A 22,553-nucleotide genomic window follows, 5' to 3' on the forward strand; every position below is an offset into this window, starting at 1 on the left:
ATTGGGTAACGGGAGACTCGCATGTCATTTTCAAACTTCGTTCGCGCCGGACTATGCGCACCGCTGATCGCCTTGTCGGTCCCGGCGTTGGCGCAGACCGCCGCGCAGGTTGCCGCGGCACCGAGCTTGCCGGGCGTCGGTCCGCAGGCGGGCGCCGCGCCGACGGCGCCGCCGATGACCCCGAACACCGATTTGCTCGGCACCAGCTGCGGCGAATTCGTGTCGATGCTCGCCGTCGCCAATCCGGGCACCAATCCGACGTCGGACCGCCAGAGCCAGGCAACGCGTGCGCAGCGCGACGTGTTCATGCTGGTCATCTGGACGCACGGCTATGTCACCGGCAAGTCGGGCGCCGACCTGTCGAAGGTTGCGCTGACGCAGGACTGGGTTTCCAAGAACACCGCGAAGCTGGCCAAAATCTGCAAGGCCAACCCGAACATTTCGACCTATCAGGCCGCGGGCAAGCTGTGATGCGCGGCGCAGGACTTATGGCGGGCGTCGCGCTGGCGGCGCTGGTGATCGGCACGCCGGCGCTGGCACGCGGCGGTTTCGGCGGCGGCGGCGGCTTCCACGGCGGTGGCGGTGGATGGGGTGGCGGTGGCTACCACGGCGGCGACGGCTTCGGCGGTGACGATATGCACGGCGATTCCGGCTGGCACGACAGTGCCGGCGGTGCCGACTGGTACCACGGCGCCAACGGCGGCGACTATCGCCCGCCGCAGATGACCGACACCGGATACAAGCCCGGCGCCGCCTACGTCCCCGGCAATGAATATCATCCACCCGCCGCAGCCGTTGGCGGTGATGCCTATCATGCCGGCGGCGTTGCGGTCGGCGGCGACGCCTATCACCCGCCGGAGGCGGCAACCGGCTATCGCTATCCCGGCGCGGTTGATGGCTATCCGCATGGCTATTGGGGCTATGGTTATCACCCCTATGCGGCGTGGGGCGCTGCGGGCGTCGTGACGGCGGCCGCCGTTGTCGGCATCGCCGCGGCCGACACCGCGACCTGGAACGCCGTCTATCCGTACGGGCCGCTGTTCGCCTATCCTTACGCCTATGGCTACACCGCACCGATGGTCTACACGATCAACTGCGGCGGCATCGGCCAGCCGATCTGCGCCACCCCAACGCAGATGTGGAGCCAGTCGTACGCCAATAGCGCGGCGGCGGGTGACGCCATCATGGCGGCGGCACTGGCAGCAAACTAGCGCCGGCGAACTAGCCCCCTGCCCTGACGCCGTGTTTGGCGTTAGGGTGGCGCATGGATATCGAAGCCCCGGCGCTGGTCATCGGCGTGCTGCCGCACGGCGAGCACGGCGCGGTGGTGCGTTTTCTGACGCAGGAACACGGGCTGGTCGCGGGCTATGTACGTGGCGGCCGGTCGCGGCGGCTGCGGCCGGTGCTCGGCATTGGCAATGGCGTAGCGCTGCAACTGCACGCACGGCTCGACAGCCAGCTCGGCAGTGCCACCGCCGAGCTGGGTAGTTCGCGCGCCGGACTGGCGCTCGATGCGCTGGGCGCTGCCAGCCTTGAGTGGCTGACCAGCCTGACCGCGACATTGCTGACCGAAGGCGTGCCGCATCCGCCGCTGTACAGCGCGCTCGACGGATTGCTCGAAGCCATGTCGCTCGGCGTCGATCCGGCGCGCGCCATGGCGGCGCTGGCGCGCTACGAGCTCCTGCTGATGACCGAGCTCGGCTTCGGGCCTGACCTGTCGAACTGCGTCGTCACCGGCGCCACAACCGACCTCGCCTATGTCTCGCCGAAGTCGTCGCACGCCGTCAGCCGGGGGGCCGGCCTGCCCTATGCGTCGCGGCTGTTGCCATTGCCGGCGTTGCTGCTCGGCACCGATGATGCGCCGTCATGGGATGATGTCGCGGCGGCGCTGCACACCACCGGTTATTTCCTCGAACGTGACATGCTGACCGGGCGGCTGGCGGCGCTGCTGCCGGCACGCGCACGCCTGACAAGCCTCATCGCACGGCAGCAGGACGCTGCCGTGCGATGAAGGGCTTGGCGGCTGCGACCGGCAGCGTCAGTCCAGAGGGCCTGAACCTCGCCGCCGGTGCGCCTCAATAGGCACGCTCGCGCCCTACCAGGCGCGGTAACGCGCCTCGAGCCATGTGCCGACACCGAGTGCCAGCAGCACCGGATAGGCCCAGAACACCTGCGCGGTCGCATAGGCCGCCGGCCAGATGGTCGAATCGACGATGCTGGCGAGGTGGATCGACGTGCCGACGACCTGGAAAGCCGCCGCCCAGAGCGGCCAGAAGCGGTCGCTTTGCAGTGCCAACACCAGCAGATAGGCGAGCAGCATCAGATCGATGATCAGGATGCCGGTTTCGGTCCCATAGAAGTGCCGTGTTTCAAAGACCCATGACGCCACCGCAGCCGACAGCAGCAGGACCGCAGTCCATTTTTCGCTGTTGCGCCCCTTCCAGAACGCAATGCCGCACGTGCCGAGCAGCATCGTCATGAATAATAGTTTGAGTAGCATTTGACTAACCTCCAGTCATATCGCCGCGCCACGTCTGGCGCGGAGACAAGCCGCATCACGCAGCGCGTTCGACGGCCGCAAGGTGGCGCGGGGCTTCACCGGTGAGCAGCGGCTTGTCGACGAGGCCGCCGAAGTTGACGGCGCCGAGGCCCATCTGCTTCTGCGCGACGGTCAGCGCGTTGTGCGTGGCGACAATGCTGCTGCGGGCACGGACCAGCATCGAGCAGGTTTCAGCGGCTTCGACGAGCGCGTCCTGACCGATGTGTGCCGAAATGCCGGCGGCCTGGCGGATCGAGGGCATCAGGCCAGTCAGCGACGCGGTGGCGGCGATGGCGGCATCAATGGCGGCTTCGGCAGCGAAAAGCTGCTGGGCGACCTGTTCGGCGATGAGGCGGCGTTCCTTGAGCATGAGACAATATCCTTCCTTGCCGCAAAATTGCGGTTGGTTTCAGTGTTGACGGACGCGGAACGTCCGGGTTGCTAGAGTAAACGCTTCAGCGCTTCGAGCGCGCCCAAAATAGCACCGAATGCCAGTGCCGAGCCGATCGCAATCGACGCGATCCAGGTAAGCCGCGCGGTAATCGACAGGTCATTGCGCTGTCCCCAGGGCAATGAAACGCCGGGTGCGCCGGCCAGGTTGGCTGCAGGCCAACCCGTGATGGTGCCCGTACGGTCGGGCAATGGTGGTGCAGCTGCTGCTGCGGGGCTTGCTTGAGAAGACGCATCGAAGAAGGTCGATGCGCCCGCCAGACGGGGAGGGCCGCTGGCGGGCGGACCGACGACCGGCTTGATCCTGGGGTCAGAAAGTGGGATCGCATTTTCGTCGCTTCTGGTTGAGGCCGGTGCCCCAACAATCGCGAATTCCGGCGTCCCGACAACATCCGACGACTGATATATCAACGATTGATATAGCTCGGCGGCGCTGGCTTCCTTGGCAATACGGGCATTTCCGCCTGCAATTTCAGCAGCTTCGGTGTGGACGAGCAAGCGTGCGGCATCGATGCGGCTCGGCACATCGAGCACCTTCATCGCGGTGCGCAGCCGCATATCGACGGTGTGCGGCGACACGCCGAGCGTGCGCGCAATGTCCTTCGACGTCATGTGGCGGTAGACCAGACGCAGGCAATCGCGCTGGCCGTCGGTGAGCTGGGCGAGGTGCTGCGTCATGACGCGCGCCAACCTGCCCGGTCGGTTACAGACGAGACAATAGCCTGCCGCAAAGCGCCTAGGCACTTGCCGCAAGCTTTCGCCGCGTTGCTGATTTCCGACACAGACCCAGTCATTTTGCTCTTCCCGGGTGGCCAACCGGTTAAGCGATCCCTTAGACCACCGTCTCGTCCTTATATCAGTAGCGACAATCTGGATACAATAACCGTGCAACGCGGCGTGTTTGCGCCACTATGTGTCCGATTCGCACATCTTTGTGATAATATCACTGCCGTAACTAACCGGCATCCGGCTCAAAGGGCCATAAAATTGTATGCCGCCGGACACCCTTCGGACCACTTCCAACCGCAGTGCAGGCGCGATAAGCTGGCGCCACCGGCATTTGCAGATGCCCACCACTTCGAAGCGGGGAAAAAATCATGAACTTTCGGACAGCTCTTGCCGTTGCGGCCACCGTCGCCCTGATGCTGCCTGTCGCCGCGCAGGCGCAGGGCATGGATGCCAAGGTCGAATCGCTCAAGGCCTCGCTCGCCGCCAGCCAGGCGGCGCTGCGCCACTATAGCTGGGTCGAAACCACGACCGTCACCTACAACGGCGAGGTCAAGGCAGTGAAACAGGCGAGCGTGTCCTACGGTCCCGACGGCACGCTGCAGAAGGTGCCGCTGGCCGCTACGCCGCAGGCACAAGCCCCCGGCGGACTGCGCGGGCGCATCGTGGCCGAGAAAAAGGCCGAGATGACCGACTATATGCAAAGTGCCGTGGCGCTGGTGAAGACCTATGTACCACCCGTCCCCGCCAAGCTCGCCGCGGTCAAGGCTGCCGGCAAGGTAGACATCACCATGCCCCCCGGCGGCGGCGCGACGCTGAACTTCCCCGGCTATGAAAAGCCCGGCGATAACCTCGCCATCACCGTCGATCCGGCGACCAACCGCATCCTCGGCATCAATGTCGCGACCTATCTCGATGACCCATCGCAGCCGGTGACGCTGGCGGTGCAGATGGGCCAGCTCGCCGACGGCACTACCTATACCGCTACGACAACGCTCAACGCGCCGGCGAAGAACCTGTCGGTGACGGTGGCAAACGCCAACTACCAGAAACTGCACTAGGGGCCCCTGCCCGCGCGCTGATTCCACGGCGCGCGGGCATGGCGTTCGCAGCCACCGCACGCTAGAACCGCGGCATGACGCTCAAAGCCACCGACCCCGACTCCAACCGCATCCTCGACACCCCGTTCGCGAGCGCGCTCAGCGACCGCTATCTGGTCTATGCGCTGTCGACGATTACCGCACGCTCGCTGCCCGATGTCCGCGACGGGTTGAAGCCGGTGCACCGCCGCTTGCTATGGGGGATGCGGCTTTTGAAGCTCGATCCCGCCACCGGTTACAAGAAGTGCGCGCGTGTCGTCGGCGACGTGATGGGCAAGTATCACCCGCACGGCGACCAATCGATTTACGACGCGATGGTGCGGCTCGCGCAGTCGTTCTCGCTCCGCTACCCGCTCGTCGACGGCCAGGGCAATTTCGGCAACATCGACGGCGATAACGCCGCCGCGATGCGCTACACCGAAGCGCGGCTGACCACTGCCGCCGCCGACCTGATGGACGGGCTCGACGAAGCCTGCGTGCCGTTCCGCCTGACCTACAACGGCGAGGACGAAGAGCCCGAAGTCTTCCCCGCCGCCTTCCCCAACCTTCTGGCGAACGGCGCCAGCGGCATCGCGGTCGGCATGGCGACATCAATCCCGCCGCACAATGTCGCCGAAATCGTCGATGCGGCGCGCGCCCTGCTCGCCGACCCCGACATCAGCATCGATGGCCTGCTCGCGCACATGCCCGGCCCGGACTTCCCGACCGGCGGCATATTGGTCGAACCGGCCGCGTCGATCCGCGAATCCTATGCGACCGGGCGCGGCAGCTTCCGGCTGCGCGCCCGCTGGCATAAGGAAGACGCCGGCCACGGCATGTGGAGCATCGTGGTCAGCGAAATCCCGTATCAGGTGCAAAAGGGCAAGCTGATCGAGGACATCGCCAACCTGATCAACGACAAGAAGCTGCCGATCCTCGCCGACGTCCGTGACGAATCGGACAGCGAAATCCGCCTCGTGCTCGAACCGCGCTCGCGCAATGTCGACCCTGACGTGCTGATGGAAAGCCTGTTCAAGCTCACTGACCTCGAACTGCGCTTTTCGCTCAACCTGAACGTCCTCGACAAGCATCGCCGCCCCGGCGTGATGTCATTGAAGCAGGCACTCGACGCCTTCCTCGATCACCAGCTCGACGTGCTCGTCAAGCGCACGCAGTTCCGGCTCAGCAAAATCGAAGACCGGCTCGAGCTGCTCGAAGGCTATCTCAAGGCCTATCTCAACATCGACGAGGTCATTCGCATCATCCGCGAGGAGGACGACCCCAAGGCCGAGTTGATGGCGCGTTTCGGCCTCAACGACCGCCAGGCCGAAGCCGTGCTCAACCTGCGCCTGCGGGCGTTGCGCCGCCTCGAAGAAATCGAAATCACCAAGGAAAACAACAAGCTGATTGCCGAGGCCAAGACGCTCCGCGCGCTGCTGAACTCGCCGCAAGCGCAGCGCGACCGCATTTCTGCCGAGCTCGCGCAGCTTGGCGCCCGCTACAGCCGCGAGACCGAACTCGGCCGCCGTCGCACGACGCTCGCCGACGCCCCCACCGTGACCTTCATCCCGCTGGAAGCGATGATCGACCGCGAGCCACTGACCGTCATCGCGTCCGCCAAGGGCTGGATCCGCGCGATGAAGGGCCATGTCGACCTGGCGTCCGCAGACGCCGTCAAGTTCAAGGAAGGCGACGGCCCCGGGTTCGCGTTCCACGCCTACACCACCGACAAGCTGCTGCTCGCTGCCGATAACGGCCGCTTCTACACGCTATCCGCGGCCAACCTGCCCGGCGGCCGCGGGTTCGGCGAACCCATCCGCCTGATGATCGATATGGATGCCGACGCCGCCATCCTGCTGATCGACGTCTACCGGCCAGAAACACGCCAGCTGCTGGTGGCCAGCGACGGCCGCGGCTTCATCGCCGAAAGCGCCGAACTGCTCGCCGAAACGCGCAAGGGTCGCCAGGTCGTCACCCCGCGCGCCGGCGCCAAACTGCTCATCGTCCGCAGCCTCGCCGCCAGCGACGACCACATCGCGGTCATCGGCGAAAACCGCAAACTGCTGATCTTCCCACTGACCGAGCTGCCGGTCATGGCACGCGGCCAGGGCGTCGCGCTGCAGAAATACAAGGACGGCGGGTTGTCCGACGCCACCGGTTTCGCACTCGCCGAAGGCCTGTCATGGCGCCTCGGCGGCAGCGGCACGCGCACGCGCACCGAAGTCGACCTGACACTTTGGGCGGGCAGCCGAGCCAGCGCCGGGCGGCTGCCGCCGCAGGGATTTCCGCGGGATAACAAGTTCGATTAAGGGCCTCCGGCGGGCAGGGCCTTGGGCCCTGCACCCGATTGTATGGCGTTCTTCAAATGGGTGCAGGCCTCAGGCCTGCCCGCCGGAGGCTCTATCTAGCAATTCGCCGACTCGCGCCGAATCGAGCGGAAAGCCTGCATCGATCCACGCCGTTTCGAACAGTTCCAGCCGCCGGCTGACATCGGGGCCAACGGTGACGCCGCGCGCAATCAAATCGCGGCCGGTTGCGGGCATTTTGGGGCGCTGCCAGTTTGCCAGCGTGGCGGCGTGGGCCACATTTTCGGGATGGATAGCAGCATCGAGCAGCAAGCGGTCGATGGCCGATGCGGCGCCGTCATGCCAGGCGAAGCGCCACATTTCGGCGGCGTCAAAGCGCGTCGCGGTGGCCACCAGCCGGCGGCGTTCGTCGTTCGACAGCCGCAGCCGATAGGCGATTTCGGTGAGCAGCGCGGTATCGACGGGCAGCAGCGCCGCGAGGCGCCGCACCCAGTTAGGTTCGGGCTCGACCGCGACCAGCGCTGCCAGCCGTGCAGCACCGTCAGGCAGAATTTCGGGCAGCACCGGGCGCAGGATGCCGGCGCCCACCATCAGCGCGACGGTCGGTGTCGGGTCGGTGACCACCAGCAGTTTGGAGACTTCGTCGCGGATGCGTTCGCGCGACAGTGCCATCAGGTCATTGGCGCGCGCCGTGCATGCCGCCATGCCGTCGGCGTCGGGCGCGCCGATACCGAAGCGCGCGTGGAAGCGGAAAAAGCGCAGGATGCGCAGATGGTCCTCGGCGATGCGTTCGAGCGGCGCGCCGATGAAGCGCACGCGGCGTGCTTCCAAATCGGCCATGCCGCCGAAGTAGTCGTCAATCTCGCCGGTGTCGGGGTCGGCGTAGAGCGCGTTGATGGTGAAGTCGCGGCGCGCCGCGTCCTCCTGCCACTGGTCGGTGAAGGCGACGGTGGCACGGCGACCGTCTGTGGTGACGTCGCGGCGCAACGTGGTGATTTCAATCGAGATTTCGGGAGTGACTGCGGTCACCGTGCCATGCGCGATGCCCGTCGGCACGACCTTGATGCCGGCAGCCGCCAGTCGCTCGGCGACGGTTTGCGGCGGCAACTGCGTCGCCACATCGACATCGGTGACCGGCAGCCCAAGCAGCCCGTCGCGCACCGCACCACCGACGAACCTGGCACCGGGCAGCGCCGCCAGCACGCGCCGCGTGCCGGCCAATTGCATCCACGGCTGCGCCACCAGCTTCATTTCAGGCGTCGCGCTAGGTTGACGATCATCGCCGCGGTCGCCCCCCAGATATGTTCGCCCTGCCAATCCATCGAATAATAGCGTCGCATTCGCCCCTGCCACTCGGTCTCGCGCAGTTCGTGGTTGGCGGGGTCGAACAGCCACTCGAGCGGCACCTCGAACAGCGCCGCGACTTCGCTCGCCGATGGCACCAGCGGCAGGTCGGGCGGGATGATGCCGACGACGGGGGTGATGCTGTAGCCCGTGCCTGTTTCGTAATTGTCGGTCGTGCCGATGACATGGACATGGCGCGGCGCCAGCGCCACCTCCTCCTCGGCCTCGCGCAGTGCAGCGGCGACCGGGCCATCGTCTTCGGGATCGACGCGGCCGCCGGGGAAGGCCACCTGCCCCGAATGGTTGCGCATCGCTGCCGTGCGCCGCGTCAGCAGCAATGTCGGCTGCGCGCGGTTGACGAACGGCACCAGCACGGCCGCCGGCTTGAGTTCGGGGCGCCGCTCGAAGCCGGTGTTCGGGGCAAGGTCCCAGTCGCCGCGATGCGGTTGGCCCGGAGTCGCGTTGATGGCAGCGGCCAGCCGTCGTGCCAGCGTCATGCGGTGGTCACCGTCATAGCGGCGCCGGTGCGAACGCGAAAAAGCAGCCTTCGCTCCACAGGCCGGGCGGCGATGCGCCTTCGTTCAGCGCCAGCTCGACCATTTCGTAGAACACTGCGCGATTGATCAGTGCCTCGAGGCCGGCGCGGACGTGGATATAGGGTCGCGGTGTGCCGTCGGGCGCGGTTTCGACGCGCAGGATGTTGCCCGGCCCGGCGATGACATAGTCGTCGGTGTTGAGCCGGAAGCCGAGGCGGCGTGAGGTGCCCTCGCCTTCGCTGGTCAGTTCGACGGCGACGAACGGCGCGTCCTCGACTTCGATGTCGAGCTTTTCGACCGGCGTCACCAGCACGAAGCTGCCATCGGGCTCGCGGCGCAGGATCGTCGAAAACAGTTTGACCAGCGCCGGCCGGCCGATCGGCGTGCCGGTGTGGAACCAGGTGCCGTCGCGCGCGATCCGCATGTCACTCGGCCCGCAATGCGTCGGGTTCCATTTGTCGACCGGCGGCAGTTTGCGCTCGGCAAGCAGCCGCGCAACATCGGCCAGCCCCATGGGGCCGTTGCTTATGCGGGACTCGGTGGGTGCGTCGTTCATCGGCGCGCAGTCTATACCGTTGGCGCGGCAATGTAAGCGTCGGCACACGCCAGCAGCCGGGCGACCTTGGGCAAATTGACGCGCCCGGGGTTGCGCAGCAGCACGCGATGCTGCTCGACCGGCCCCGGCAGCCGCCAGTCCGCGGTGGCATCGGCGCGGAAGCCGAAGCGCGTGTAATATTCGACGTCGCCGATCAGCACGACGGGGCCGCAGCCCAGCGCATCGGCGACGGCGAGCGATTTGTGCATCAGTTCAACGCCGATGCCGCGACCGCGCTGGTCGGGGGAGACGCCGATCGGGCCGAGCAGGGTCAGCGTAAATTGGCGACCCGCATCGTCGACCAGCGCCACCGGCCAATATTGCACCGAGGCGATGATCTGCCCGTGTTCGCGCACCACCATCGTCGGGCCGGCAATGGCCTGCGCGCCACGGCGCAGCAGATACGCGGTGCGCTGGTGGCGGTCTATGCCGAAGCATTTGTCGAGCAGATGGTCGACCTGGGCCGCGTCATCGACGCCGGCAGCACAAAATTGCATGGCAGTTTCCAGTGAAGTTCGGCCCGTTTGCGGGTCGCAAGCCAAATCCGTTACCGGACGCGGGAAACACCGCGCTGCGTCATCGCAGGCGGCGTAGTGCCCTATCGTCGGGTAACCGGCGTGTGGTTGGTCACTGGTTTGTGGCTCCGTCGCGTTTACGACAGGCCACGCGCCAAGTCGGCGATGGCATCCGCGGTAAGCGCGGCATGCGACTTGGCGTCCGATTCGGCGGCAATCAGCCGGCGCGCAGCCTGCGTCGCGAGATCGACGGCGCGGCTGCGCAGGTCGGCTTCGGCGGCGCGCTCGGCGGCGGCAATCTTGGTTTCGGCCATCGCGGTGCGGCGTGCGATGACGCCTTCGACCTGCTTGGCAGCATCGTCGATGATGTTCTTGGCTTCGGCATGCGCGTTGGCGACGATCGATTCGGCGTCACGGCCGGCCTGTTCGGCGCGCGCCTTATAGTCGGCGAGCAGCGCTTCGGCTTCGGTGCGCAGGCGCTTGGCTTCGGCGAGGTCGTTGCTGATGCGCGCGGCCTGGCCGTCGAGCGCGCCGGCAAGGAGCTTCGGGACCTTCAGATAGAGTAGCAGACCGACGAAAATCAGGAACGCAACCGCGACCCAACCTTCAGCGTTAAGGCCCCAGGTTTCCTCATGTGCTTCTTCGGCGTGAACGGTTGCCGAGGTCGTCGCTTCGGTCGCCTGAGCGGCAAGCGGCTGTCCATCGACGGGCAGGGCTTCGGTCGGCGTGGCAGTGGCTTCGGTCATCGATCGTATCCTATGCCGAAGCCTGTGCGACAGCCGAGGCTGCGGCGTCGGCGGCCGGACGGCGACCGGTCAGGCGTTCGACCATGTCACCCGTCACATCGGTCGCCACAGCTTCCAGGCTTTTCAGCGACTTGGCCTGCGACTTGGCGAGGGCCGCCTGCGCCGCGTCGGCCTTGGCGGCAAGCGCCGCGTCGATTTCCTTCAGACGCGCGGCGGCGTCCGCTGCCGCGCTCGTCTTGGTGTCACCGGTCACCTTGGTCGCGGTGGTGCGTGCTGCAACCAGCGCAGCCTGGAACGCGGCCTCGACCGACTGTGCGTCGGTCTTGGCCGTGTCGGCATGCCCCAGATCGTCACTGATCACCTTGGCACGGCTGAGCTTGACGGCTTCAACCTTGGGCAAGGCTGCCCGGACGACGAGGTACATGACCCCGAAAGTCAGGATCAGCCACGCAACCTGTGGCAACCAGTTGGCGAGTTCAAATTGCGGCATTTAACCCTCTTGTCCGTAAGCGTCCGGCGAGCCTGTAGGCTCAGACGACGAACAGCAGGATCAGCGCAACAAGGAACGAGAAGATGCCGAGAGCTTCGGTCACGGCGAAGCCGAACAGCAGGTTCGGACGCTGCGAGTTGGCAGCCGCCGGGTTGCGGAGCGCACCCTGGAGATACATGCCGAAGATGATACCCACGCCCAGAGCGGCGAGACCCATGCCGAAAGTGGCGATACCAGCGCCGATAAGCTTTGCTGCAGCAGCGTCCATTTTAGTTTCCTTGCTTCGATTAACGTTAAGAAACAGCCGATTAGTGGCTGAGGTTGATGGAATCGTTCAGGTAAACGCAGGTCAGGAGTGCAAACACATAGGCCTGAACGACCGAAACCAGCAGTTCGAGCGCGTAGAGCGCGATGTTCATTGCCATCGGCAACACCGCGACCGCCGACCAGATGCCGCCGGCAAGGCCGAGGCTGATGATGAAGCCGGCGAACACCTTGAGCAGGATGTGGCCTGCCGTCATGTTGGCGAAAAGACGAACCGACAGCGTCAACGGACGCGTCAGGAACGAGATCATTTCAATCATCACGATCAGCGGCAGCAGCACGATAGGCGTCTGCGGCGGCACGAACAGCGAGAAGAAATGCAGGCCGTGGCGCGCGAAACCGATCGCGATGCACAGCAGGAAAATGAAGCTGGCGAACGCGAAGGTCACCGCCAGATGACTGGTCGTCGTGAACGCGAACGGGATCAGGCCGATCAGGTTGGCGAACAACACGAACATGAAAAGTGCGAAGATGAACGGCACATACTTGCGGCCGTTCGGGCCGATATTCTCGTCGACCATGCCGACGACAAATTCGTGCATGGATTCCACTGCCGTCTGCCAGCGACCAGGGATCAGCTTGGCGTTACGCATGCCGAGCACGAGGAACAGGCCGACCAGAACGACGGTCACGACCATGAACATCGCCGAGTTGGTGAACGACACGTCATAACCCATGACGTCGGCCGTCACCAGCTTGTGAAGTTCGAACTGTTCGAGCGGACTCGCCACGGTATTATTGCCCTTCTTGATCAGGCGCGACGCCGGGCGGCACCGGTTCAGCGTTCACGATTGCTGCCTCGCGGTTGACCGCGCGCATCAAGTTCATGAACCCCGCCACCAAACCCAGCAGCAAAAACAACAAGGCCATCCAGGGCTTTGTGCCCAACCAACGGTCGAGCTGCCACCCCAGAAAACCACCTACAGCCGTACCGGCGACGATTTCGAGCGCATAGCGGGAACCCTGGGCCAGCGCCGAAGACGCCACTGCCCGCGGATCTGCCGTCGGCATCAGCCGCGCCCGCGCTTCGGCAAGCTGCGCATCAAGCGCTGCAAGCTCGTCGGTCGAGCGTGGCGTGTTCACGCGAGGCAAACCCCCAACTATGCGGCCGGCGCCGACCAAAAAGGCCAACGCAAGCCACCGGATTTCGGTGGTCGCCCACCGAAGCCCCGCTCCTCTAGTAGCGCGGCATTTCCAAGTCAACCGCAGCGGTGGGTTTTGTGAGCGGGTGCAGCATCACTGCGCTGCGCGCAGCAACATCAAAGCGCCGCGCGCCGCAACATCACTGCGCGGCGAGCAGCAACTCGGCGCGCGCCAGATCGACCGATACCAGCTGGCTGACGCCCTGTTCGGCCATGGTGACACCGTACAGGCGGTGCATGCGGCTCATCGTGACGGCGTTGTGCGTGACGATCAGGAAGCGTGTGGCGGTGGTCGTCGCCATGCGGTCGAGCAAATCGCAGAAGCGTTCGACATTGGCATCGTCGAGCGGCGCATCGACTTCATCGAGCACGCAGATCGGCGCCGGATTGGTCAGGAACAGCGCGAAGATCAGTGCAACGGCAGTCAGCGCCTGCTCGCCGCCCGACAGCAAGGTCAGCGATTGCAGCTTCTTGCCCGGCGGCTGCGCCATGATCTCAAGCCCGGCTTCGAGCGGGTCATCCGACTCGATGAGTTCGAGATGCGCGGCACCGCCGGCGAACAGCGTCGCGAACAGGTCGCGGAAATGCGAATCGACCTGCTTGAAGGCTTCGAGGAGCCGCACCCTGCCCTCGCGGTTGATCGAGCCGATGCTCCCGCGTAGCCGCGCGATTGCGGTTTCAAGTTCTTCGCGCTCTGCAGCCGAACCAGTGCGCGTCGATTCGAGTTCGTCGAGTTCGGTTTCGGCGCGCAGGTTGACCGGCCCGATGCGTTCGCGTTCGGCGACCAGCGCATCGAGCGCGCCGCCAAGGTCGGCGGCCTGGCCGACATTGGCTTCGTCGAAGCCGTGCTTTTCGGGCAAGTGGAGCGGCGCGGCGCCGAACTTTTCGATGCTGAGCTGGGCGATTTCGGCGCGCCGCGCCTCGGCATGGTCGGCGTTGGCGATCGCGGTGGCGCGGGCCTCGCGCGCTGACGCCTGTTCGCCGACAGCCGCCTGGAGTTCCTGGTCGAGCTTGCGCAACGTGGCTTCGGAATCGCGCAATGTCGCCGACGCCGCCTGACGATGGGCGTCGAGTGACTGGAGTGTCGTCGCGATATCGGCCTGCAGCGCGCGGATTTCGTCGGGCCGCGCGGCAAGTTGCAGCGCCTCCTCGCCAATCGCTGCGGCACGCGCTTCGAGGCTGACGCGCTGCGCCGCGCTCGCCGCCAGCCGTTCGGTCCACCCCTTGCGCTCGGCATCGACCGCGGTGAGACGCGTCCGGTCGCCTTCGACGTCGCGCGTGACGACCGCTTGCCGAGCGCGCGAGGCGGCAAGTGAAGCACGCGCAGTTTCGGCGGCGGCGCGCGCCTTGGTCGCGGTATCGGCGAGGCCTGCGAGATCAACCGCCAGTTCGGCGGCAGCGCTGGCGGCGGTGAGTTCGGCGCGGTCGCTTTCGGCTTCGGCGCTCAGCCGTGCGACTGCCGAACGCAGCGCGCCGACATTGGCTTCGCGGCGCTGATGTTCGGATTCGGTGCGCGCCAGCGTGGTGCGGGCGGTAGCGAGCGTGCGGTCGGCCTGGTCGCGCGTGCTGCGTGCGGCTTCCTCTGCAGCGACGCTGTCGGCGAGCGCCCTGGCACCGGCCTCGCGCGCCGCTGCGGCAGTAGCTTCATCGGCCGTGCCGCGTTCGATTTCGAGCAACAGTTCGGCGAGGCGGTTGCGTGCGACAAAGCGCTCGGCAGCGGCCTGCCCCTGCCCGCCGAACGCTCGGAACCCGTCCCAGCGCCACAGCCAGCCCGCCTTGGTCACCAGCCGCTGTCCGGGTTTGAGCTGGCCGATGAGGCTGGCGGCATCATCGACGACACCGACCTGCGCCAGCCGGCGCTGCAGCACCGCCGGCGCCTTGACGTGGTTGGCGAGCGGCTCAGCACCCGCCGGCAAGGCCGGATCGGCAGCACCCGCCGCGAGTTCCCAGAAGCGCCCGGCGTCCTGCTTGCCATCGGGTGCCGACAGGTCGTCACCCAGCGCGGCGGCGAGCGCGGCTTCATAGCCGGCACCGACCGTAATCGAATCGGCGATGGGCGCGCGGGCGCTATCCTTGAGCGATGCGAGCTGGCGCTCGAGCGCCGCGCGCTCCGACGTCAGTCCGGCGAGCGCGCCACGCGCCGTCAGCCACGCCGATTGCAGCGCCTCGCGTCCGCCCTCGGCTTCACGGCGCTGTACGCCCGATGCGGCGACGGCGGCGTTGGCGGCCTCAAGCTGTGCGACGGCGGCTTCGACGGCGTCGGTGGCGGCTTTGACGTCGGCGCCGCCACCGCTGTTTTCGAGCGCGGCATCGAGCTCGCGCGCCACGCGCGCCGCTTCCGATTCGGTGCGCAGCAGGCGGTTGCGCACGCTTTCGACCGCCGTCAGCGCCGCGCGCGATTGGGCGGCGGCGCGTGCGTGCGCCTCGATGGCGGCGGCGAGTTCGGTTTCGCGCAATGTCGCATCAGCCTCCGCCGCTGCTACTGCCGCACTCAGTTCGGGGAGCAGCACCTGCGCGTCGGCCAGCCGCTGCTGCAGCCTCGCAGATTCGTCGTCGAGGCGCTGGCTTGCGGCGCCCGCATCGGCGGCCAAGGTTTGCTCGCGTTCAAGGTCGCGACGGATTTGGTCGGTGGCGGCGGTGAGTTCGCGCTGGCGGCGTTCGACCTGCAGCAGTTCGGCGTTGGCGGCATTGCCGGCCTGCACCTGTGCCTGCCACGCAGCGGCGGCCGCGGCCTCGGCCTCGCGCAGCTGCGGCAGCGCGGCGGCGGCTTCGGCCTGCACCGTCGTCAGCCGTGCCGTGGTGCGCGTCGCCTCGGTGACTTGAGCTTCGAGTGTGGCAGCGGCTTGGCGCGCCGCCACAGCAGCATCGGCGGCGGCCCGCCAGCGTGCGAACAGCAGTTGCGCCTCCACGACCTGGATGCGGTCCGACAATTGCCGGTAGCGTTCGGCCTGCCGCGCCTGCCGCCGCAGCGTTGCCGCCTGCGCCTCCAGCCCGCGCAGCACATCATCGAGCCGCTGCAGATTGGCGTCGGCGGCGCGCAGCCGGATTTCGGCCTCGCGGCGGCGGACGTGCAGCCCCGAAATGCCGGCAGCTTCTTCGAGCAACTGGCGGCGCTCGACGGGTTTCGCGGCGATGATCGCGCCGATGCGGCCCTGACTGACCAATGCGGGCGAATGTGCGCCGGTCGCGGCATCGGCAAACAGCAGCTGGACGTCGCGCTGGCGCACGTCGCGGCCGTTGAGCCGGTACGCCGAACCCAGCCCGCGTTCGATACGGCGCTGGACCTCGATGGTGTCGCTGTCGTTGAAGCCGGCCGGCGCACCGCGGTCTTCATTGTCGAGCACCAGTGTCACGTCGGCGAATTCACGGCTCGGCCGCATCGCAGTGCCGGCGAAGATCACGTCTTCCATGCCGCCGCCGCGCAACGATTTCGCCGAGCCTTCGCCCATGACCCAGCGAATCGCTTCGAGCAGGTTGGATTTGCCGCAGCCGTTGGGGCCGACGACGCCGGTCAGCCCGGGTTCGATACGCAGTTCGGTCGGCTCGACAAACGACTTGAAGCCGGCGAGGCGAAGTCGTCTGAAGTGCACTGCCCCCCGGCTCCCGCGCGGCTTACTTAACCGCCGCCTGCAACTTCGGTTGCAGCGTCGCCCAGTTGTAGGTGTCGGCCTGCGTCTCGCCGTTGATGACGAAGGTCGGCGTGCCGGTCAGCTTGTACTTTTCGACCGCGTCGGTGCGGATTTTGGTCAGCTGGTCGAACGAGGCCTTGTTGCTGAGGCACTGGTCAAACTTGGCGCGCGGCATGCCGCGGGTGCGCATGAAGCCGTCGAGCCCGCCGGTAACTGCCAGCGCGCCGATCTGTTGATCCTGCGGCAGTGCAGCCAGCCGCTTCGAATCGGCGTCGGTCAGCTTGGTAAACGGCTCGGTCCACACCGACTGGTTGGCGTAGAAGGCATTGAGCAGGTTGAAGAAGACTTCGGGACCCTGGCAGCGTGCCAGCATCGCGGCGGCAAAATCGGGGCCGTTGAGTACGAAGCTACGGTATTCATAGCTGATCTTGCCCGGCGCGATGTACTTGGCCTTGATCGTCGCCATGGCTTCTTCGTGGAAGTCCTTGCAGTGCGGGCAGGTCAGCGACGCGAACTCAAGCAGCTTGACCGGTGCGTTAGGGTTGCCCATGCGGAAGCCGCCTTCGGGCGTCGCCGCGACGACCGTCGTCCAGTCCTTGGTCGCGGTGGCAGCAGCGGGTGCGGCGGCCTTGGTCTTGGTGCCGGTCGCAGCATCCGACGCGCTATTGTCGCACGCGGCAAGCGCGAGCACCGCAACGAGCGTCAGCGATTTGCGCAGATTGGCGCCGCCAGCGGTCATCATGAGTCAATTCTCCACAAACAAACTAGATTGCGCCTTGTGCCACTGCGTGCCCCCGATGTGCAACGGCAACGATGCGGCTTTAGCGAATAATCGGCGGCCCTTTTGTCGATCCCAACGCGATCGCCAGCGATTGCAGCGCGTCGCGCAGTTCGGGGTCGGCAATATCGCGCAGCGTCGCGCTGGTTTCGGGCGCCATGGGTTCACCGGCGCGCTTGGCTGCCCTGGGGGCTTTGTGCGGCATGTCCCCGTGGCGCAGCGCGACGCGGTCGACGGCGCCGTAGCCGAAAAAGCGGTTCACCCGCTCGATGATCTGCGGCTCGACCGCCTTGAGCAGTGGCGCAAAGGCACCGGTGACGACGACGCGCAATGTACCGCCGCTGCGCTTGCCGGTCGGGAAACTCAGCGCTTCGGGGGTGCAGTGCTGGGCATATTGTTCGCCGACGATTTCGGCCCAGCGCGCGACGACGGCGCTCTGCTGGAAACCGAAGCGGCGGAACGCCGCGCCGCCGACATCGGGCATCAGCTCGCTGATGGCGCGCGGGCGCCGCGAGCGCGGGGCGCCGGGGTTCTTTGATTCGATTTCAGTCACGCCCTGTCCATGCCATAGCAACGCCATGCGCGTCGATTCATCTGCACCTTACAACCACGCCCGGCGTCTGCTCGACTGGTACGACGTCAACGCCCGGACGCTGCCTTGGCGCAGCCCGCCGGGCACGCCACCGCCGGATCCGTACCGCGTCTGGCTGTCCGAAATCATGCTGCAGCAGACGACGGTCGCCAGCGTTAAGGGCTATTTCGAACTGTTCATCACACGCTGGCCGACTGTCGCGGCGCTGGCGGCGGCGGAAGATGCCGATGTCATGCAGGCCTGGGCCGGGCTGGGCTACTACGCCCGCGCACGCAATCTGCTGGCGTGCGCGCGAAGCGTTGTTGCCGATCATGGCGGTCGCTTTCCCGACACCGAGGCCGGGCTGCGCAAACTGCCCGGGATTGGCCCCTATACGGCGGCGGCGGTGGCCGCGATTGCCTTTGGCGCGCATGCCACGGTTGCCGACGGCAATGTCGAACGTGTTGTGGCGCGGCTCTATGCCGTCGAGACACCAATGCCCGCTGCCAAGCCGACGCTGCACGCGCTGGCGGCAGAACTGACACCGACGCAGCGCTGCGGCGACTATGCGCAGGCGATGATGGACCTCGGCGCGACCATATGTACGCCGCGCAGTCCCGATTGCCCCGCCTGCCCTGTCGCCGCCGGCTGCGCGGCACTCAAGCTGCAAACGCCGACTCGCTTCCCGGTGAAGGCCGCCAAGGTTGCGCGGCCGACGCGGCAAGGCACGATCTATTGGCTGCGCGCCGGTGATACGGTGCTGGTGACGCAACGCCCGCCGCGCGGCCTGCTCGGCGGCATGCGGGCGCTGCCAAGCGACGAATGGGCGACGGTGCGACCGGCACTTGCCCCACCTGCCGATGCGACGTGGCAGCTGCTGCCGGGCAGCGTGCGCCACGTCTTTACGCATTTCGAACTCGAGCTGGTGGTCATGGCCGCGACGCTGAACGACGGGCGCAGCGTGGCACTGCCGGCGGGCGCCACATGGGTTGCGCTTGCCGAAATCGACCGCATCGGGCTACCCACGGTTTTCGCCAAGGCTGCACGTCATGCCCTGGCGCATTTGAACACCGACCGCGTTGATGAAAAGGCCGCCTGAATGACCGACCTGTTTGAACACGTCCGCACCCCCAAAGTCGGCTTCACCGGCTCGACGCTCGACCGCGCCGATGCACTGCGCCGCGACCCCGCGGCACTGATTGCGCTACGGTCGGACCCGCGCGCGCGCTGGTTGGTGTTCGACGATTTGAAGCCGGTGATGGCGACCACCGAAGCCAGCGAAATGGGCGGCGCGCTCGACCTGCTGTGGTGCCACCGCAGCGATGTGCCGCACGACGCGCTGACGGTGTTCCTCGGTCTCGACGGCGATGCGCCGCGCTTTGCCTGCGTCGCGCCCGCCACCGACCTGCCCGGCCGCGCCACCGATGCCCGCGCCGTCGGTGCCCAGCTCGATGACGGCCGCGCCGCCATTGTCGCGCAGGCGCGCTCGCTCCTCGACTGGCATCTGCGCCACAAGTTCTGCGCCAAATGCGGTGCCCAGACCGAAATGCAAAAAGCCGGCTATGTGCGCTTCTGCGCCGCCTGCTCGACCGAACATTTCCCGCGCACCGACCCCGTCGTCATCATGCTCGCCATCCACGGCGACCAGGCGCTGGTCGGCCGCGGGCCGCAGTTCCCGCGCGGCTTCTTCTCGGCGCTCGCCGGCTTTGTTGAACATGGCGAAAGCCTTGAGGAAGCCGTGGCGCGCGAGCTCAACGAAGAAGTCGGCATCAACATCGGCCGCGTCCGCTACATCGCCAGCCAGCCCTGGCCGTTCCCGTCATCGATGATGATCGGCGCGTTCGCCGAAGCCACCTCGACCGAACTGACGCTCGACCGCGCCGAAATCGCCGAAGCGCGCTGGGTCAGCCGTGACGAGGTCCGCGCCGCCATGGCCGGCAATGGCGACTGGCACGCGCCGCCGCCGCTGGCGATTGCGCATACGCTGCTGGCGGAGTGGATTGCCGATTAGATTCAAGAGCCTCCGGCGGGCAGGCCTGAGGCCTGCACCCAACAATTTCCGGTGACCGATATCCAAACTCGGTTGTTGCGGCACCGGCAGCAATCGGGTGCAGGCCTCAGGCCTGCCCGCCGGAGGCCCTTCAGCCTAACCGTGGTCGCGCGCCGACGGATAGGTGCCGAGCACGCGCACCCATTTGCTGTGGAACGCCAGTTCCTCGAGCGCCAGCGCGACGTTTGGATCGCTCGGGCGACCATCGACATCGGCGTAGAATTCGGCTGCCGAGAAGCTACCGCCGCGCAGATAGCTTTCGAGCTTGGTGATGTTGACGCCGTTGGTGGCGAAGCCGCCGAGCGCCTTGAACAGCGCGGCGGGGACGTTGCGGACTTCGAACATCAGCGTCGTGCGCACCGACACATCGTCGGCGGGCGTAACGGGGTGGCGTGCCAGCACGACAAAGCGCGTGGTGTTGTGGTCGGCGTCCTCGATGCCTTCGGCGAGCACGTCGAGGCCGTAGAGTTCGCCCGCCAGCCGTGACGCGACCGCGGCCAACGCTGGGTTGCCGGTTTCGGCCACGTACGCCGCCGCAGATGCGGTGTCAGCGTAGTTTTCGCTGGCGATGCCCCAGCCCTTGAGGCGCGTGCGGCACTGGCCAATCGCCTGCGGGTGGCTCAGCGCGCGCTTGATGTCTTCGCGGCGCGTGCCGGGCAGTCCGAGCAGGCAGTGGCGGACGCGGACGAAATGCTCGGCGATGATCGACAATCCTGATTCGGGCAGCAGGAAGTGGATGTCGGCGACGCGGCCGTGCTGCGAGTTCTCGATCGGAATGACGGCGACTTCGGCGCGGCCGTCGACGACAGCGGCCAACGCATCCTCGAAACCGAAGCAAGGCAGCGCCAGCCAGTCAGGGAACAGCTCGCGCACGGCCTGGTGCGAATAGGCGCCGGGCGCGCCCTGAAACGCCACCGCGCGCGCCGGATCGGCAGCAGCGGCTGTGCGCATGGCTTCGACAAGCTGGCGCGCGGGGGCGGGATAGGAGTCCATGCGCGCCGCTTTGGTTGAGGCGGGCGCGCAGGTCAAGTTTGGCGAGCGCGTGCGGCTGCTGTGCACACACCACCATCATTTGCTTGCGAGCGCACCGCGCGCTAACTATGGAGTGCGCATATCTGGGCGAGGCCCGGGGCAAATCAACGGCCGGAGACGCTGGGTGGACAGTTTCGAGTGGAACAAATTTGCGGGTTGGCTGCTGGCTGCGTGCATCGCGGTGCTTGGCCTGTCGATCGTCAGCGGGATGATCTTCGCGCCGCACGCGCTAAAGACACAGGCCTATGTCATCGAAGGCGTTGAAGCCGAAGGTGCAGCGTTGGCGTCGGTCAAGAATGTCGACAAGCCGATTGAGTTCTACCTCGCCTCGGCAAGCCCCGAAAAGGGCGCTGCGATCTTCAAGAAGTGCGCCGCCTGCCACACGATCACGCCGGGCGGTGCTGCCGGTATCGGTCCGAACCTGTACGGCGTCGTCGGCGGCCCGCATGATCACATGCCCGGCTTCGCCTACTCTGACGCGATGATGAAGTTCAAGGGCCAGCCCTGGGACTGGAAGGCGCTCAACGAGTGGCTGTCGAGCCCCAAGACCTATGCACCGGGCACCAAGATGGCATTCGCGGGTATCAGCAAGCCGGAAGACCGCGCTGCGCTGATCGCCTATCTCAATTCGCAGAGCGCCAAGCCGTTGCCGATGCCGGCGGTGCCGGCTGAAGCACCTGCCGCTGCACCAGCTGCCGATGCGGCTGCTGCGACACCTGCTGCGGACGCTGCGGCTGCGGCACCGGCTGCTGCCGAACCTGCTGCGGCACCTGCTGCCAAGTAAAACCAGCGCTTACTGCAATCGCCAGACCGGCCCCGCTCAACCCGAGCGGGGCCGGTTTGCTTTGTGTGGCGTCAGAAACCGATGTTGAGGAAGAACGCCGGGCCGCTGTAGTTGTAGCGGACAAAGCCCTCCCAGTCGGGGCGTGACACATCGAGGCTATAGTGGACGTAGCGCCAGCCGATGCCGAGCCCGACATGGTTCATTACGCGGGCATTGGCGGTGGCCCAGACATAGGTCAGCCCGCCGCTATAGTCGCCGACAGTCAGCGACAGCCAGTCGATGCGGCCTTGCAGCGAGAAGGTCTTGTTGATGTCCCAGGCGACAAAGGCGCCAATCGTGGGCAGCGGCACGAGCTGCTGCTGGCGCCGCTGATCAATCGGAATGACGACCGAATTGACCCGCCCCTGCCCCGAAATCGAGGCAGCGAAATCGGTGACATGCGCGCCGATATCGGCGCCGAGCTCCCATTGCGGCGTCTTGACGAACGAATAGCCGATGGTGCCACGATAGACGGTGGTGTCGAAGCTGCTGTCGACATCGACGCCGGCATCATAGGTGACATCTTCCCAGACGATACTGCGGCGCAGCGTATCGCTCGACGAGCGCGACAGCCGGTAATATTCGGCCTCGATGCGGAAGCGGTTGCCGAGCCGCATGCCGGCTTCGAACGCCGGCAGCCATTCCGAATCGGCCATACCGAGATCGTTTTCGATATCGATGGCGGTGCCGTCGACCGGCAAGCCCGGCAGGCTGATCTGCAACGTCGTGTTGATATGCGGCTTGTACGCCGAAACCGACAGATAGTAGCGGTCATCGATGCGCGCCGCCCGCGCGGGCAGCGCCACCAGCGCCGCCGCCAGCCCGACCGATAAAGCCGCACATTTCGCGCCGTGCATCACCTGAATCCCCCTGATCCG

25 protein-coding genes are annotated in these 22,553 nt (G+C 66.4%); 8 read left to right on the forward strand and 17 right to left on the reverse strand.

Annotation, left to right across the window (positions count from 1 at the left end):
* Positions 1-21 precede the first annotated feature (21 nt).
* From EUV02_RS05490 to recO, 3 genes are read left to right on the forward strand one after another with little or no spacing between them, the layout of a single operon-like run.
* Complete coding sequence (locus EUV02_RS05490) at positions 22-471, forward strand: hypothetical protein (RefSeq protein WP_135245163.1); 450 nt, start codon at positions 22-24, stop codon at positions 469-471.
* Complete coding sequence (locus tag EUV02_RS15770) at positions 471-1,211, forward strand: hypothetical protein (protein ID WP_207790114.1); 741 nt, start codon at positions 471-473, stop codon at positions 1,209-1,211. The genes EUV02_RS05490 and EUV02_RS15770 overlap by 1 nt, the downstream gene beginning before the upstream one ends.
* A gap of 53 nt (positions 1,212-1,264) precedes the next feature.
* Positions 1,265-2,011, forward strand: coding sequence for a DNA repair protein RecO (gene recO, locus EUV02_RS05500; protein WP_135245164.1), 747 nt, complete (start codon positions 1,265-1,267; stop codon positions 2,009-2,011).
* An 84-nt stretch (positions 2,012-2,095) separates the two neighbouring features.
* Here the strand turns inward: recO and EUV02_RS05505 are convergent, their stop codons facing one another.
* From EUV02_RS05505 to EUV02_RS15620, 3 genes are all read right to left on the reverse strand, one after another.
* On the reverse strand, positions 2,096-2,500 hold the full coding sequence (locus EUV02_RS05505) for a hypothetical protein (RefSeq protein WP_135245165.1): 405 nt from the start codon (positions 2,498-2,500) through the stop codon (positions 2,096-2,098).
* 55 nt (positions 2,501-2,555) lie between these two features.
* A complete protein-coding gene (locus EUV02_RS05510; RefSeq protein ID WP_135245166.1) occupies positions 2,556-2,909 on the reverse strand; it encodes a hypothetical protein in 354 nt (117 codons plus the stop codon).
* A 71-nt stretch (positions 2,910-2,980) separates the two neighbouring features.
* Entirely contained in the window at positions 2,981-3,805 is an 825-nt protein-coding gene (locus tag EUV02_RS15620; RefSeq protein WP_166430518.1) for a helix-turn-helix domain-containing protein, read from the reverse strand.
* Between the two features lie 281 nt (positions 3,806-4,086).
* Between EUV02_RS15620 and EUV02_RS05520 the strand changes: the two genes are divergently transcribed.
* Both EUV02_RS05520 and parC read left to right on the forward strand, forming a co-directional pair.
* Positions 4,087-4,776: a hypothetical protein gene (locus EUV02_RS05520; RefSeq protein WP_135245167.1), complete on the forward strand. Its 690-nt coding sequence runs from the start codon at positions 4,087-4,089 to the stop codon at positions 4,774-4,776.
* 74 nt (positions 4,777-4,850) lie between these two features.
* Entirely contained in the window at positions 4,851-7,103 is a 2,253-nt protein-coding gene (gene parC, locus EUV02_RS05525) for a DNA topoisomerase IV subunit A (protein ID WP_135245168.1), read from the forward strand.
* Positions 7,104-7,172: 69 nt separating this feature from the next.
* Here parC and EUV02_RS05530 read toward each other — a convergent pair whose 3' ends face one another.
* The 12 genes from EUV02_RS05530 to EUV02_RS05585 all read right to left on the reverse strand — a co-directional run bounded on the left by EUV02_RS05530 (position 7,173) and on the right by EUV02_RS05585 (position 17,752).
* Positions 7,173-8,351: a CCA tRNA nucleotidyltransferase gene (locus tag EUV02_RS05530; protein WP_135245169.1), complete on the reverse strand. Its 1,179-nt coding sequence runs from the start codon at positions 8,349-8,351 to the stop codon at positions 7,173-7,175.
* Positions 8,348-8,941: a CoA pyrophosphatase gene (locus EUV02_RS05535; RefSeq protein WP_135245170.1), complete on the reverse strand. Its 594-nt coding sequence runs from the start codon at positions 8,939-8,941 to the stop codon at positions 8,348-8,350. Before EUV02_RS05535 ends, EUV02_RS05530 begins: the two co-directional genes overlap by 4 nt.
* Before the next feature lie 13 nt (positions 8,942-8,954).
* Entirely contained in the window at positions 8,955-9,536 is a 582-nt protein-coding gene (locus EUV02_RS05540) for a DUF1285 domain-containing protein (protein ID WP_243445774.1), read from the reverse strand.
* Positions 9,537-9,547: 11 nt separating this feature from the next.
* Positions 9,548-10,072: a GNAT family N-acetyltransferase gene (locus tag EUV02_RS05545; protein ID WP_135245171.1), complete on the reverse strand. Its 525-nt coding sequence runs from the start codon at positions 10,070-10,072 to the stop codon at positions 9,548-9,550.
* 155 nt (positions 10,073-10,227) lie between these two features.
* Positions 10,228-10,836, reverse strand: a complete 609-nt coding sequence (locus tag EUV02_RS05550; protein WP_135245172.1) for a F0F1 ATP synthase subunit B family protein — start codon at positions 10,834-10,836, stop codon at positions 10,228-10,230.
* A gap of 10 nt (positions 10,837-10,846) precedes the next feature.
* Entirely contained in the window at positions 10,847-11,326 is a 480-nt protein-coding gene (locus EUV02_RS05555) for an ATP synthase subunit B family protein (protein ID WP_135245173.1), read from the reverse strand.
* A gap of 40 nt (positions 11,327-11,366) precedes the next feature.
* Positions 11,367-11,594 (reverse strand): F0F1 ATP synthase subunit C, encoded by a 228-nt coding sequence (locus tag EUV02_RS05560; protein ID WP_135245174.1) that lies wholly within the window; start codon positions 11,592-11,594, stop codon positions 11,367-11,369.
* Between the two features lie 40 nt (positions 11,595-11,634).
* Positions 11,635-12,381 carry a F0F1 ATP synthase subunit A gene (locus EUV02_RS05565; RefSeq protein ID WP_135245175.1) on the reverse strand — a complete coding sequence of 249 codons (747 nt, stop codon included), beginning with the start codon at positions 12,379-12,381 and terminating at the stop codon, positions 11,635-11,637.
* Positions 12,382-12,385: 4 nt separating this feature from the next.
* Positions 12,386-12,733: an AtpZ/AtpI family protein gene (locus EUV02_RS05570; protein WP_243445775.1), complete on the reverse strand. Its 348-nt coding sequence runs from the start codon at positions 12,731-12,733 to the stop codon at positions 12,386-12,388.
* Between the two features lie 199 nt (positions 12,734-12,932).
* Positions 12,933-16,382 carry a chromosome segregation protein SMC gene (gene smc / locus EUV02_RS05575; protein ID WP_135245176.1) on the reverse strand — a complete coding sequence of 1,150 codons (3,450 nt, stop codon included), beginning with the start codon at positions 16,380-16,382 and terminating at the stop codon, positions 12,933-12,935.
* Between the two features lie 22 nt (positions 16,383-16,404).
* Positions 16,405-17,163: a thioredoxin domain-containing protein gene (locus EUV02_RS05580; RefSeq protein WP_135245177.1), complete on the reverse strand. Its 759-nt coding sequence runs from the start codon at positions 17,161-17,163 to the stop codon at positions 16,405-16,407.
* A 79-nt stretch (positions 17,164-17,242) separates the two neighbouring features.
* On the reverse strand, positions 17,243-17,752 hold the full coding sequence (locus tag EUV02_RS05585) for a DUF721 domain-containing protein (RefSeq protein ID WP_243445776.1): 510 nt from the start codon (positions 17,750-17,752) through the stop codon (positions 17,243-17,245).
* Between the two features lie 25 nt (positions 17,753-17,777).
* Here EUV02_RS05585 and mutY point away from each other — a divergent pair, with 25 nt between their 5' ends.
* Both mutY and nudC read left to right on the forward strand, forming a co-directional pair.
* Entirely contained in the window at positions 17,778-18,869 is a 1,092-nt protein-coding gene (gene mutY, locus EUV02_RS05590; RefSeq protein WP_135245179.1) for an A/G-specific adenine glycosylase, read from the forward strand.
* Positions 18,870-19,781: an NAD(+) diphosphatase gene (nudC, locus tag EUV02_RS05595; protein ID WP_135245180.1), complete on the forward strand. Its 912-nt coding sequence runs from the start codon at positions 18,870-18,872 to the stop codon at positions 19,779-19,781. It begins immediately after the preceding gene.
* 135 nt (positions 19,782-19,916) lie between these two features.
* On the opposite strand, the gene EUV02_RS05600 is transcribed toward nudC, so the two are convergent.
* Entirely contained in the window at positions 19,917-20,813 is an 897-nt protein-coding gene (locus EUV02_RS05600) for a prephenate dehydratase (protein WP_135245181.1), read from the reverse strand.
* A 163-nt stretch (positions 20,814-20,976) separates the two neighbouring features.
* Between EUV02_RS05600 and EUV02_RS05605 the strand changes: the two genes are divergently transcribed.
* Positions 20,977-21,636 carry a c-type cytochrome gene (locus tag EUV02_RS05605; protein ID WP_243445777.1) on the forward strand — a complete coding sequence of 220 codons (660 nt, stop codon included), beginning with the start codon at positions 20,977-20,979 and terminating at the stop codon, positions 21,634-21,636.
* A 71-nt stretch (positions 21,637-21,707) separates the two neighbouring features.
* Here EUV02_RS05605 and EUV02_RS05610 read toward each other — a convergent pair whose 3' ends face one another.
* Entirely contained in the window at positions 21,708-22,532 is an 825-nt protein-coding gene (locus EUV02_RS05610; RefSeq protein ID WP_135245182.1) for a hypothetical protein, read from the reverse strand.
* Positions 22,533-22,553: the final 21 nt, after the last annotated feature.

The organism is Glacieibacterium arshaanense (genome assembly GCF_004681125.1).
Classification (GTDB): Bacteria; Pseudomonadota; Alphaproteobacteria; order Sphingomonadales; family Sphingomonadaceae; genus Polymorphobacter_A; species Polymorphobacter_A arshaanense.